At 55.9% G+C, this 12,872-nt stretch carries 8 protein-coding genes; 2 read left to right on the forward strand and 6 right to left on the reverse strand.

What is annotated here, in order from left to right; all coding sequences use genetic code 11:
* Positions 1 to 26: 26 nt before the first annotated feature.
* Positions 27 to 1,889: a bifunctional glutathionylspermidine amidase/synthase gene (gene gss, locus H2Z33_RS12440; RefSeq protein ID WP_032655021.1), complete on the forward strand. Its 1,863-nt coding sequence runs from the start codon at positions 27 to 29 to the stop codon at positions 1,887 to 1,889.
* Between the two features lie 52 nt (positions 1,890 to 1,941).
* Here the strand turns inward: gss and pgaD are convergent, their stop codons facing one another.
* The 4 genes from pgaD to pgaA are packed head-to-tail and all read right to left on the reverse strand — an operon-like array spanning position 1,942 to position 8,081.
* On the reverse strand, positions 1,942 to 2,376 hold the full coding sequence (pgaD, locus tag H2Z33_RS12445; protein ID WP_032655018.1) for a poly-beta-1,6-N-acetyl-D-glucosamine biosynthesis protein PgaD: 435 nt from the start codon (positions 2,374 to 2,376) through the stop codon (positions 1,942 to 1,944).
* Entirely contained in the window at positions 2,373 to 3,704 is a 1,332-nt protein-coding gene (gene pgaC, locus H2Z33_RS12450; protein ID WP_015571860.1) for a poly-beta-1,6-N-acetyl-D-glucosamine synthase, read from the reverse strand. Before pgaC ends, pgaD begins: the two co-directional genes overlap by 4 nt.
* Entirely contained in the window at positions 3,697 to 5,634 is a 1,938-nt protein-coding gene (gene pgaB / locus H2Z33_RS12455) for a poly-beta-1,6-N-acetyl-D-glucosamine N-deacetylase PgaB (RefSeq protein ID WP_063134830.1), read from the reverse strand. The genes pgaC and pgaB overlap by 8 nt, the downstream gene beginning before the upstream one ends.
* Before the next feature lie 8 nt (positions 5,635 to 5,642).
* Complete coding sequence (gene pgaA, locus H2Z33_RS12460; RefSeq protein ID WP_063134831.1) at positions 5,643 to 8,081, reverse strand: poly-beta-1,6 N-acetyl-D-glucosamine export porin PgaA; 2,439 nt, start codon at positions 8,079 to 8,081, stop codon at positions 5,643 to 5,645.
* 668 nt (positions 8,082 to 8,749) lie between these two features.
* Here pgaA and H2Z33_RS12465 point away from each other — a divergent pair.
* Positions 8,750 to 9,277, forward strand: coding sequence for a helix-turn-helix transcriptional regulator (locus tag H2Z33_RS12465; protein WP_045324834.1), 528 nt, complete (start codon positions 8,750 to 8,752; stop codon positions 9,275 to 9,277).
* Between the two features lie 61 nt (positions 9,278 to 9,338).
* Here H2Z33_RS12465 and H2Z33_RS12470 read toward each other — a convergent pair whose 3' ends face one another.
* Positions 9,339 to 12,386, reverse strand: a complete 3,048-nt coding sequence (locus tag H2Z33_RS12470; RefSeq protein ID WP_063134832.1) for an autotransporter outer membrane beta-barrel domain-containing protein — start codon at positions 12,384 to 12,386, stop codon at positions 9,339 to 9,341.
* A 116-nt stretch (positions 12,387 to 12,502) separates the two neighbouring features.
* Positions 12,503 to 12,817, reverse strand: a complete 315-nt coding sequence (locus H2Z33_RS12475) for a lipoprotein (protein ID WP_017382737.1) — start codon at positions 12,815 to 12,817, stop codon at positions 12,503 to 12,505.
* Positions 12,818 to 12,872 lie beyond the last annotated feature (55 nt).

Below are 12,872 nucleotides of genomic sequence, written 5' to 3' on the forward strand. Positions count from 1 at the left end.
CCGCCTGCCTGTATTAGGTTGGACACATGCGTAAAGGAACGTTAAGCAGTGACGCACCCTTCGGGACGTTATTAGGTTATGCGCCGGGTGGCGTGGCGATTTACTCTTCAAATTACGGCAGTCTCGATCCGCGTCACTACCCGGAAGACGCGGAATTCCGCAGCTATATCGGCAACGAATACATGGGCCATAAATGGCAGTGCGTTGAGTTTGCGCGCCGTTTCCTGTTTCTCAATCACGGGTTTGTTTTTACCGACGTCGGGATGGCGTGGGAGATCTTCTCCCTGCGTTTTTTGCGCCAGGTGGTAAATGACAATATTTTGCCGCTACAGGCCTTTGCTAATGGCTCAAAACGCGCGCCGCAGGCCGGTGCGCTGCTCATCTGGCAAAAGGGCGGTGAGTTTCATGAGACCGGCCACGTCGCCGTCATTACCCAGCTGCTGGATGACAGAGTGCGCATTGCCGAGCAGAACGTTATTCACTCCCCGCTGCCGATGGGGCAGCAGTGGACGCGCGAGCTTCGTCTGAGCGTGGAGGACGGTTGCTATACGCTTCATGACACGTTCAACGATACCGAGATCCTCGGGTGGATGATCCAGACGGAGGAGACGGAACACAGTATTCCTCAGCCGGAGATCGACGGTGAACTGCTGAAAATCAGCGGCGCGCGATTGAAGAACAACCGTCAGTTCGACGGAAAATGGCTCAATGAAAACGACGCCCTGCAACAGGCGTACGTTCGCGCCAACGGCCACGTTATCAACAACGATCCCTGCCAGTACTTCACCATTACCGAAAGCGCCGAGCAGGAGCTGATCAAAGCCACCAACGAACTGCACCTGATGTACCTTCATGCCACCGACAAGGTGCTGAAAGACGACAGCTTACTCGCGCTTTTCGACATCCCGAAAATTCTCTGGCCGCGTCTGCGTCTTTCATGGCAGTGGCGTCGTCACCATATGATCACCGGTCGTATGGATTTCTGCATGGATGAGCGCGGCATCAAGGTTTACGAGTACAACGCGGATTCCGCCTCCTGCCATACCGAGGGCGGGCTCATTCTTGAAGAGTGGGTGAAAAACGGCTATCGCGGCACCGGCCACAATCCGGCGGAAGGCTTGCTGGAGGAGCTGACCGGCGCATGGAAGCACAGCCACGCTCGGCCGTTCGTCCATATCATGCAGGACAACGATACCGAAGAGGATTACCACGCGCTCTTTATTCAGCGCTCGCTGATCCAGGCCGGGTTTGAAACCAAAATCCTGCATGGACTGGGGGCGCTGAGCTGGGATGCCGCCGGGCAACTGATTGATGATGAAGGCCGTCACGTCAACTGCGTATGGAAAACCTGGGCGTGGGAAACGGCGATTGAGCAGATCCGCGAGGTGAGCGAAACCGAGTACGCCGCCGTGCCTATCCGCACTGGTCACCCCCAAGGTGAAGTGCGCCTGATTGATGTCCTGCTGCGCCCGGAAGTGCTGGTCTTTGAACCGCTGTGGACGGTGATCCCTGGTAACAAGGCGATCCTGCCGGTGCTGTGGCAGCTGTTCCCGAACCACCGTTACCTGCTGGATACCGATTTTGAGGTCAACGATCTGCTCAAACGGACCGGTTATGCCGTTAAACCGATCGCCGGACGCTGCGGGAGCAATATCGATCTGATCGGCGCCCAGGACGAACTGCTGGACCAGTCCAGCGGCAAGTTTGTTGACCGCAAAAATATCTACCAGCAGCTATGGTGCCTGCCGAAAGTTGACGGCAGATACATTCAGGTCTGCACCTTTACCGTGGGCGGGAACTATGGCGGAACCTGTCTGCGCGGGGATGACTCGCTGGTGGTGAAGAAAGAGAGCGATATTGAACCGCTGATTGTGGTGAAAGATAAATAACGTCTCCCTGTTATAAAAACGCCCCCGCAGGGCATGTTGCGGGGGCGTTTCATTACTGCTCTTCCTCTTCCTGCTGCTCGCTGATCTTCAAATCAATGATCCGGCCAATCTGGTCATGGTAAACCGTCAGCAGGTTGTACTGGCTCATCTCGGACATAATTTGCGGCGTGACGTTAAAACTTTGGGCAAGCTCGTCATGGCGCAACATTTCCGGATGACGCCGCCTCACATGCGCGCGGCGGCGATTGTACTGATACCACAGGATCAGCAGCCAGCCGTTGAACGCGGCAATCAGCAGATAGACCAGCACCGTATTAAAAGAGGCGATAATCACGCTCCAGCGGTGATCGCCCTCCTCGGTTAACTGCATCCACAGCCTGGCGTAAAGGAAAAACAGGAATCCTCCCCAGGCTATCAGCGTTAATGCGGCATCGAAAAGACGCGGTGCCAGCCGCTGTTCAGTCAAAATTAACGTATTCTCGTTCATTGAATGCTCCCTTTACCCCGGTCCGGACTGATCCAGCGCGCGCGGGCGCGTTTACGTTTAAGCATGACTTTCGGAAATGCCACGAGGGTGGTAAACAGGCCAATCATCCAGTACACCATCGGGAACCAGATTACCCAGAACAGCGAGCCTGCCACTTTCCGCTCGTAGCGCCGCTCGATATACAAACTGACGAGGAATTGCAGCAGGCACATCACACCCAGCAGCAGCCCGGTAAACGCCGGGGGAAACAGGCTCGCAACGGCCAGGTTCGCGGGAAGAGGGATAATATGGCTGAGAATGAACAACACCACGGTTGCCCCATAGGCAAACGCCCACAGCGTTGATAGCGCGTACTCAAGAAACAGGGGCCACATGCGATGATGCTCCCAGCGGGCCATCTTGCGCAGGTTAACCAGAAACACCTCTGCCCCCCCCTGCGCCCAGCGCAGACGCTGTTTCCACAGCCCCTTTAGCGTCTCCGGCATCAGGATCCAGCACAGTGCCCGCGGCTCGAAAAAGATATCCCAGTGGCGAAGCTGAAGCTTCCAGCTTATGTCGATATCCTCTGTGATCATGTCCGGGCTCCAGTACCCGACATCCGCCAGCGCCTGTCGGCGAAAGGCGGCGATGACGCCGGAGACGGTAAAGACCCGGCCATAGATCCGCTGCGTTCGCTTGATAAGGCCAATAATGGAAGAAAACTCGCCCACCTGAATGCGGCCAATCAGCGTTGAGCGCGTGCGAATACGCGGATTCCCGGTGACGGCCCCAACGTGGGGATACTGAATCAGCGGTGCCACCAGATACGCCGCGGTGTCGCGGTCGAGCAGGGCGTCGCCGTCAATGCAGACCAGCAAATCGCCCCGGGCCGCCGCAGCGCCGGCCTTGAGCGCCACGGCTTTCCCCTGGTTCTCCGCGAGATTAATCACCCGCAGGCGCGGTTGCTCTCGCGCCAGCTGTTGCAGTACCTCCGCCGTGTTATCAGAAGAACCGTCGTTGATGGCGATAACTTCCACATTCCAGTACCGCTGACCCAGCGCGGCGCTAATGGTCTCCCGTGCGTTGCGTTCCTCATTGAAGCAGGGAATAAGAATCGAGATTAACGGCTCACCGGCTAAGGCGGGGGCGGGTGTTGCGTTATCCCACGACCAGTGCCGTTCAAGCTGAAACCAGAAATAGAGGCCGCCGGTTACCCAGAGCACGGACATAAACAGCGGCCAGAAAAAGACAAAGTCCAGAATCAGTTCGCCGGTAAACAGCGCGGCTACGCCTAACGGCAACCCGAATACCAGACACAAAATAGAGAAGGCGATAATGCGATCAGTCATTGTCAGGATACCAGTACGAAGAAAATTCAGGTCTGATACGTGAGATATCAGGTTGGTTGTTGAGGAAGTCGTCGGGGTAATAACCGTAATTTTTGATGCCGTTCAGCTGGAGCACCCGCATCCACTCCATCAGACGTTCATCGGCTACGGCACGCTGCGGTTTCTGTGCCCAGTCCCTGGCCTGTAGCTCAAAAATCGTTTTATTCAGCGCGCCGGGGCGTGCGGCGACGGCTTTGACTAAACGCGTCAGCCAGGCATTGCTCTCTTCTGCCGGGACGGACTCCATCAGCGGCATTGCCATCGGCACCGTCCAGTCGTAGGCCGCCAGAAAATCATCGAGATTTTGCGCAAACCATGCCTCGCTTTCCGGCTCGAGAATGGGCAACGCGAACATGTTCCGCGCGGTTTTGATCTGCGGGCCACGGATGTTTTTCACCGCCTGGCTCAGGGTGCGTGTAAAGCCGATAAGTCGCTGACTCTTCTGTCGGGTCGTGTCCTGTCCTGCATCGTCAACGTCCGTCAGCACCGCGTCGTCATGAAATAAGATGCCATTGAAGCTGGCATAGCGGGCCAGATCTTCATAGATCTCCGTCACCTGCTGGCGAACCTGCGGACTCCAGGGGGAGAGCCTGATATAGGGCTCGGCGGCCACGGTCAACTCTCCCGTTTGACGATCCTGGCGCTGCACGCGCGGCAAGGCTGGACTGAGATCGAAAGAGAGAACCGGCATCCACGCGAAGACTTTCACTCCCGCGCGGGTTTGTAGCTGCCAGGCGACAAAATTAAAGAGATCGGCCCGGACCGGGAGCCGACGGTTGGGGAAATAGAGCGCATCGATCCTGCCGTCGCCCCGCGGATCCGAAAAAGCCTGGAGAAACACATGGCTGATTTTCATGTCGTAGACCCGCTGGACGAGTTTGTTGATGTTTTTCGTCTGCTGAGCCGGATCGGGATCGTAGACGTAATCGAGATCGACATGCATGACGCGCACCGGGTCAAACTCCTGAACGCGGCTAACCGTGTTGGCAAAGGTTTTTATCGACGGATTTCCGGCGATCAGCAGGCGCGGGATGTTGCCGAGGTCGCGCACGTTTCCCAGCCCGTCTTCCAGGGTAAAGGCCAACTGATAGCCCTGTTTTTGGGCGATAGCGAGCGACGTACCGTTGGCAGCCCCATAGGGCCACACCCAGGCACGCGGCGCTTTTCCCGTCACCTGGGTGATTTTATCGGTGACTTTCCGTACGTCTGCGGCGATCCGCTGGTTGAAGTGTTCATCGGTTTCGTAATGCCCCGTCGCGTTATCGAAAAAACGGTTGGCGATGGCGGGTTCACGGCTTCCCTGCGGGTTGGCCGGAATGCCGTAATGCGAGTCCCAGGTATGCGAGCCAATCTCAATCAGCGGGGACTGGCTGAGCTCTCGTACCATATCCCAGGTGGCAAAGCGATCGCGGGGCGTCATCAGACCGCCGAAGTTAACTTTTTGATTTGCCGGCGTATCCACCCAACTGCCCACCGGCGCCCACAGCGCAGGAACGTTCCAGGCCTGAAGCAGGGGCCAGACCCGGGTGTAAAAGCTGCTGTAGCCGTCGTCAAAGCTGAGCAAAACGGCTTTCGGCGGCAGCGCTTTTTTCCCTTCATGCGCATCCAGAATGTCCTGCACGCTGATGGCGTGATAGCCGTTGTGCAAAAGCCAGCTTATCTGCTCGTTTAACGCGCTGGTGCGAACGGAGAGGTAGCGCTGATCGGCGGCATCATCTTCAACGTCGTGGTAGGCCAGGACCAGAAACTGATTCTCCGGCCACGGTTTGCTGGCCTCCAGCTGCGGCCTCTCTTCAGGGGACATAAAGGATAGCGGCTGCGCGCAGAGGCTCGCGCTGAGGCAGAGCCAGCCGATGACGATCAGGCTTACAGAAAAACGTGTGTTCAGCATATTCATCCTTAAAAGCGTAAAGTCGCATCTAACGTGACGGAGAGATTGCTCTCGCGTTTGCCGTCGTAAGGGCGCTTATCCCAGTTCAGCATCACGCCAGTATCGACAACGTTGTTCCACTGGATGCGTTGCCCGTAACCCAGCAGGGTAACGGCACCCGCGGACTGATTTTTCTGCCAGTAGCTGCCCCCTCCTGCCACGAACTGCTGGCTCCAGAGGGTGTCGTAGTGGCGGTACATCTCATGGTCAACGGACAGGGCAGCCGTCACGGACAGATCCCGTGCCGGGTTGTAATAGAGCGTATTCCGCAGGCTGTTTTTACTGGCGGCGATCCCCGGTTCGAGATCCAGCGTCAGGGTCGGGGTCTGCCAGAGACGCTCTTTCCCAGAGAGGGTGTATTCCTGACGGCGGTTGTGGTCTGAGAAGCGGCTGACGGCGGCGTTGAACTGGTATTCACGTCGCTCGTTTTGATACCAGCGCACCCCACCTTCACCCCGGTTGGCGCTGATCCCATTGCGTAATGCCCGTAAGGGTGTGGCGCGTGACAAGCGTTCGAGGTTACCGCTGACCTGCCAGTTATCACTCAGGCTGTAGGTTGTTGAGAGCCGTGCGCCCGGCCTGTTTGTACCGTGATAGCGGTTGCTGGAGAGCTCGGCTTCGAGCGTGAGGTCACGGGGGCGCCACTCAACGCCGCCCAGCAGGTGGCGGCTGGTGCCTTTACCTTCGTCGAAATTCCCCTGGGCATAGCGGGCGCCGGCAAACAGCCGCCAGTTATCCGCCACGGGCGGGCCATAGAGCGTGGCGTCCCAGCTCATGTCGTGGCTACCGCTGACGGGGTTATCTGAGTGCAATCCTTTACCCGCGTTCAGACGCAGCTCAGACATATGGTGGACCGCACTGAGTCTGTCCAGGCGACGGGCGCTGCGATCGGCGGGGGCGCGAGCAATTACGTCAGCAGCCAGTAAATCCATCTGGCGCCACTCCTGAAGGTCCATTGCGACGTAAGCCTGCTGTTTTTCAAGCTCCAGATTCGCGGGTTCAAGCGCCTCTGCTCGTTTAAGCTTTTGCTCGGCCGCGCGCGGCAGGCCTCTGGCCTGAAGCAGGGCGGCATAATCAATCTGTAACCCCTGATTTCCCGGCGCCGTTGATGCCAGACGATACGACAGCTTTTCGGCCTCCGGCAGGGCGTTGGTCGCCAGCAAATAGTTAAGTTTGAGAGACTGTCCGGTGAGCCACCGATCGTTCGGCTGAGCGGTCGGGGATCCGAAATCGTAGCGGGTCCAGGGAACGCTGCGGGTCTCGCGCTCAACGTAGTGGCGGGCGGTCTGATACTGCCCCGTATCCAGCCAGGCGTAGAAAAGCGCATGCTCCTCATCCTGCGGATCGGAGGCGTAGTGTGGATAGCGTTGCACAAGCGAGAAGGCGGCGACGGTGTTTTTCTCCTGCAAATATGCCGAGATCACCCAGCCGATGGCCCAGTCCGGTACCGGATGCTGTGCGGCCGTCAGCGCCTCATATTCGCTAATGACCTGCCGGTAATTACCCTGCGCATACAGGGCGCCAAGCCGATCGATACGTGCAAGGACGACGTCTTCAGCCGCCTGCGGTTCGTTTTGCCAGCGGGAAAGCAGGGCGTGATAGCGATCTAACGCGTTTTGTGCCAGCCGCAGGCGCTCTTTCTCCGTTCTGCCAGGCACATCCGCCAGGCGTACCCTTTCAGCCGCGGCGTTACGCTCAAGGCGGCGGCGCTCCGCGGGAGACATCGCCGCGCTTTGCGACAGCCAGAGTGCGGGCGTGCTCACCCGGTTTTCCGTTAACACATCGATCGTCTCGCGAAGAAGGGCATTATTCCCGGGTGCGGCGTTCAGTGCGCGCATGTCCGCCAGCAGCCGGTCCCCGTTTTTACCCTGGCGCATCCAGACATAGGAGAGCGTCTCAAGGTGCGCGGGAGAAGGATTGTCCTTAACCAGCCGCCGGGCTTCCGAAAGCGCGAGGCGATCTCTGCGGGCATCGGCCAGGGTCTTAACATAGCCGATGCGGTAATCGTCGTTATCTGGCGCAAGGCTGAGCGCCTCTTTCCACAGCGATAAGGCGGATGGCCAGGCTTTTTGGTTTCTTCTGGATTGGGCGACGGCAGCGATGGCGCGAGCGGGCAGCGGCATATAAATACCATAACGCTGCCAGACCCGGATAACCTCATCATCGCGTCCTGCCCAGGAGGCTACCTGTAACCAGTCCGCAACCTGTCCGGGTGTTAAAGCATGCTGTTGCTCATAGCGCTGTAGGTAATCAAGAAACAGAGCGTAATTACCGTTACGTGCCTGTTGTATCTGATGCTCATAAACGGATTCATCAGCCTGAACCAGAACAGGAAAGAGTAAAAGCAGGAGCAATAATATTGTGGTGCGATAAAAGAATAACGTAGTGAAGCTAAGCGATCTTTCCATATCTATTTGCCATTTGTTTATCGTGAATCCATTGCATAACACGGCCGCCTTTTAACTCTGTGTTAAAGGGCATAAAGGAGAACATTAAATCTGAATGATGCTACGTTATGGGGTACTTACTTAAAGGTAATTATGAGCCCTCATCTCAGTGGTCTGATTGGGCTTAATGTACACCCGATATGTTGGGGGATAAATAAGTTGAAAAGCGGCTGGGAGGTTTTGAGATAATTCTGGAAGAAGTAAGTTTTTTAGATAATTCAGTGCAGGATTGTTCTTTTTAACTGATTGATGTTAAATGTTTTTTCTTTTGCTGCTTCCTGTTTTTTTATATTAGAAATGAAGTTCTGCTGAGTTAATTAAAGTACTTTCTGGTGCATGTTTGGGAAGTTTCATGACAAAAATTCTTAATGTTCAGAGAAGTGACTTTTCTGAAATTCTTTTTTATTTATAATTAACGCCAGGCATTGAGTGATAGTCTACAAAAAGTCTAGCTCACCAATGTCATATTGAGGGATGATCAAAGCCAGAAAACATTTGCCGTTAATGTAAAACGCTATAAACGAAAGCGTTCTTGTTTCTTAAGAGGCGGGCTTGCTTTAATCTAAAAGGGATGGTTAGTGGCGACTTCAATAGTGTTAGTGACTCAGGATTGTTTCCTTGTCAGGGGGATGCGGCTATTTTTCCCGGATATAATTTGCCTCAGTTCGATAGACAGAAACATATTTGATACCGACGCAAATGAATATACTGTACTGATTGATAGCCGTACGCCGCTCCGTTTATATGATTACCTGATACGCCATCCGGCCAGAACGAGAAAAACGATCTGCTGCGTTATGCTGGATATGCGTCCTCGAGAGGAGGATCTTCTCAGTATGAAGCTGTTTATGAACACGTCGCTTACGGCTCCGGATATGGCGTCGTTATTCAATCTGGTGCTTGATATGAAAGGCAGGCGTCTGACAACCAAATGGCTGCTTAACTTACGGCTGAGTCGACACGAAGCGATAATGATCAGGTTGCTGAAGGCAGGGAGGTCAATGGAAGAGATTGCAGATAAGCTGAATATGTCGGTTAAAAGCCTCTATCGCAAGCGAACGGTGCTGTCGGAGCGGTTAGGGGCAGGGAACTTCAACGAGGCGTGTTTGTTTATCTTTAAAAACAAACTGCTGGACGTGGTTGGGAACGATCCCTAGCTTTGTCAGAAGCCAAAACCAGAAACCCGCCACGAGGGCGGGTTCTTTTAATGGAAATAATTCAGAACGACCAGCGCAGATTGGCGTTAACAGAGTTGACGCGGGTATCCGCACCATATTGTCCCTGGTAACCCACATCCAGCGTCGCAGCACGCGACAGCTGTACGCTCACGCCGATATCACCGAGCATCACATCCTCATCCACGGCCTGTCCCTGAGTAATGAACGCGTCGCTGCCCGCAAACGCCATGCGCGAAGAGGTATTCTTATCGCCATAGGCGTGCTGCCAGCCCAACGAACCGTAGAGGTTAACGTGCTTCGGCAACTCGGTCACACCGCGCAACCCGAGTGTCGTATAGAAGGTGTTCATCGTTTCGTTACGGACGCTCAGCGCAGCGGCACCGCCGTCTTCCCTGAAGCTGTCGGTATGCAGCCGGATGTACGATAAATTGACGAACGGCTCAATATTCCTGTCTGGCTGGCCGAAACGGTAGCCCGCTTCGGTGAACGCCAGCAGGGAGTTCGCGTCGTAATCTGACTTCAGCCGATCCGAGAAGCCGCTGAAATCAACATTGCGCTCGCCTTCGATCTTGTGCCAGGTGTAACCCAGCGCGCCGCGAAGGGAGAACGCATCCTGTTGACCCGCCGCATACAGACCAAGGTGATAGTTGTCGGTATCCGTTGAGGAGCGACGGCTGTCGACGTCATAATCACCCCGGCTGTAGCCGAAGTAGCCGCCGACACGCACGTTATGGTCCGCCAGTTTGCGATCTGCCCCCAGCAGGAAGCCGGTGGTGTTGCCGTCCAGCTTGCCCACGTTACCGTCGCCGCTGTTTCGGCTCCAGGAGCTGAAGGTCTGGCCCCAGACGCCATTGTTTTGCGGCTCCGGCTGCTGCACCAGCGACATGGCTAACGGTGGTATCGGCAGGCTGTCGTTATCAAACGCGCGCTGCATCCGCTGGTTTAACACGTTAAACACCTGCGTGCTGCCAGCGATCAGGTTGGACTGCATTGACGGATAAACTTCACCAGAAAGCTGGTTGAACGCCTCGCGCGCTTCCGGTGCGCTTAGCAGAAGCAGCGAGTTATACAGCGCCAGCGACGGGCCGCTTTGCGTCAGCGTGGAGAGTGCGCCAGCGGTATTCCACTGGTTGCTGCTTTGGGCCACGGTCTGGAAAATGCCCGGCTTGCCGCTGCCCGGGTTTTCACCGCCAGGATTCTCACCGCCCGGGTTTTCACCTCCGGGGTTTTCACCGCCAGGATTTTCGCCACCGGGGTTTTCGCCTCCGGGGTTTTCACCGCCAGGGTTTTCGCCTCCGGGGTTTTCTCCTCCAGGATTCTCGCCACCGGTCTCTTTCTGCGCGATGGTCAGATCGACGGCGTTGGTGCTTTGCTTAAGCGCCACGTCGAGGAATGCGGATTTGGAGATCGCTCCGGCGAACTCACCGTCGATTCCCCCGTCGGAGGTCAAAATGCGGTAGCTTTGGCCCGTTTTATAGCTGGTTTGCGGATCCAGCGCGGTGACCTGTACCTTAGCCTGATTGCTGATGGTGGTTTTGCCCGATACCAGTAGCTGGTCGCTGCGGCCATCTCCTGCGATATCGACGTCATAGAAGGATTCGCCGATAAAGTTCAGATAGCGTTTCAGCGTCAACGTACCGATATTGCCGTCGCCGGGCGAGATATGTCCGCCGGACAGGATCTCGGTCTGGCCCAGCGTCCCGTTGCCGCCCAGCGTGCCGCCGGACTTGATTGACGCGGCGCTGCTGTAACCCACCCCGTTGCTGACGTCTGAACCCGCCGTCGCATTGAGGATCAGCGTGCCGCCGTTCTCCGCGCTAAGGGTCTGGACGTCAAAGATATCGTCTTCTGGCTGGGTATTAATATTGCTGGCAATGATGACTTTACCGCCCCGCGCGGTTACGTTCGCCTTGAGTGCGGAAAGATCGCCGTTCAGCGTCGTCTGCCCGGAGGTGTTGATCACATCACCTTCACCGCTCATCGTGTTGCCGAAGAGGTAATTTCCGTCGGTATGGTTGAAGTAGACATAGCTGCCGAACAGTCCGCCACGCAGGCTGATTGCCGTCTTCGCATCGAGGGTACCTGCGCCGCCCGCCGTGCCTGGCGTTGGCTCAGTTAAACCCGTGCCGGTGTCCATATTGCCGCGGCTGCCGATAATGAGCGCACCCCGGTTCGAGCCGGAACCCGATGTCCCCACGATCAGCGCATTGCTGCCTGCGGAAAATGAACCGCCGTCAATCACAGACAGCACGCCATTGCCATAATCGCCCACGCTCACGCTGCTGCCGCTGGTAAAGCGCGAGTCCTTGCCCGCAATAACCAGTTCGGCGGTTTTCCCTGCGCCGGAGACGCCCGCCACCTGCACGCCGCCAACGTTAACCACCCCGCCGTTCAGCACGTCCAGGTCGCCATAAAGCGTCAACGTACGGCCAACGTTCCACTGTGACCCGCTCCCCATGACGGTGGCTTTCGGGCTCAGCGTGTCGGTTTCACCCGGTCCGGTACCGTTGCCGATGCGTGCATCGTAAGCGGTATTGAGCGCAGCGCCGTCTTCAATCGCAAGCGTAGAGCGTGCGCCCAGATCGGTGCCTACGCTAAGAAAATTACTGGTCACACGAGAACCGGCACCCGTGGCGATTAGGTGGCTGTCGTAGCCGCGGGTGGTGCCGACAACGATCTCCTTCGCGCTCGCAAGCGCGCCCTCTTCGACTCGCAGGGTGCCGAGGCCAAGATTCAGGTCGCCGCGCAGGACGTACCGATCGTTCACCGCGTTAAGCTCAGCGTCTGGCCCACGGACCGTGACCACGCTTTCATAAATTTGGCCGTCGAACAGCCGACCGATATTGATGTTATAGGCGGTGATTTTGCCATTATCGATCAGCAGGTTTCCGCGTTGGTTACGTCCAACATAAACATCTCCGGTGTAACCCAGCGTTTCGGTAATACGCGACTCGCCATCAAAAAAGGCATCGGCTGCACGCGCGACATCGGCAGGTAAAAAAAGTAACAGCGGCGCGGAAAATAGAGCGAGGTAAAGTCTGGAAAGCGGTGTCTTAACCGCTAAAGAATGTGATGTAGAGTTATTCACGGGCTATCTCCGTACTCATTAGCATGATGTCAGGAACATCGTTTTTATATGAAAACTCAGATACGTCAGATAACGTAAAAGGCGTTATTTCAGTACGCCTTTTAATGCGGTGCTAATTATTTATGTGTGACAACTGGTGTACAGGTTGGCGCGCTCAGCGTCGGTGCAGATCCTAAAATTCCCGGCATCATCATCGATGAACAATCGAAAATACGCCCTTTTTCTGTCGTGGCGCGATAAGAGAGTTTTTGTCCTCCCAGTGCGTCCGGCTGGGCGCCATTAACGTTGGATACAGTTATTTCATCCGATGAGCCCAGTCCCAGCATTTTAGCGGTCTCCGCCTGTAGGAGTGGAATAGCCTGATCGGTTTTCAACGTGGAACAACCGGCTAGCATCAACGTAACGGTTAAAACGATTAGTGGTTTTTTCATAAATTATCCTTGATATCCAACCAGTTAATTTCACTGATTGTATTTATGTTTTCTT

The organism is Enterobacter sp. YSU, assembly GCF_016082135.1.
Taxonomy (GTDB): Bacteria; Pseudomonadota; Gammaproteobacteria; order Enterobacterales; family Enterobacteriaceae; genus Enterobacter; species Enterobacter hormaechei_C.

Bases quoted from the DNA above. Each gene is read 5' to 3' on its own strand.
- gss (WP_032655021.1), top strand. From the start codon at position 27: ATGCGTAAAGGAACGTTAAGCAGTGACGCACCCTTCGGGACGTTATTA.
- pgaD (WP_032655018.1), bottom strand. From the start codon at position 2,376: ATGAACGAGAATACGTTAATTTTGACTGAACAGCGGCTGGCACCGCGT.
- pgaC (WP_015571860.1), bottom strand. From the start codon at position 3,704: ATGACTGATCGCATTATCGCCTTCTCTATTTTGTGTCTGGTATTCGGG.
- pgaB (WP_063134830.1), bottom strand. From the start codon at position 5,634: ATGCTGAACACACGTTTTTCTGTAAGCCTGATCGTCATCGGCTGGCTC.
- pgaA (WP_063134831.1), bottom strand. From the start codon at position 8,081: ATGGAAAGATCGCTTAGCTTCACTACGTTATTCTTTTATCGCACCACA.
- H2Z33_RS12465 (WP_045324834.1), top strand. From the start codon at position 8,750: ATGCGGCTATTTTTCCCGGATATAATTTGCCTCAGTTCGATAGACAGA.
- H2Z33_RS12475 (WP_017382737.1), bottom strand. From the start codon at position 12,817: ATGAAAAAACCACTAATCGTTTTAACCGTTACGTTGATGCTAGCCGGT.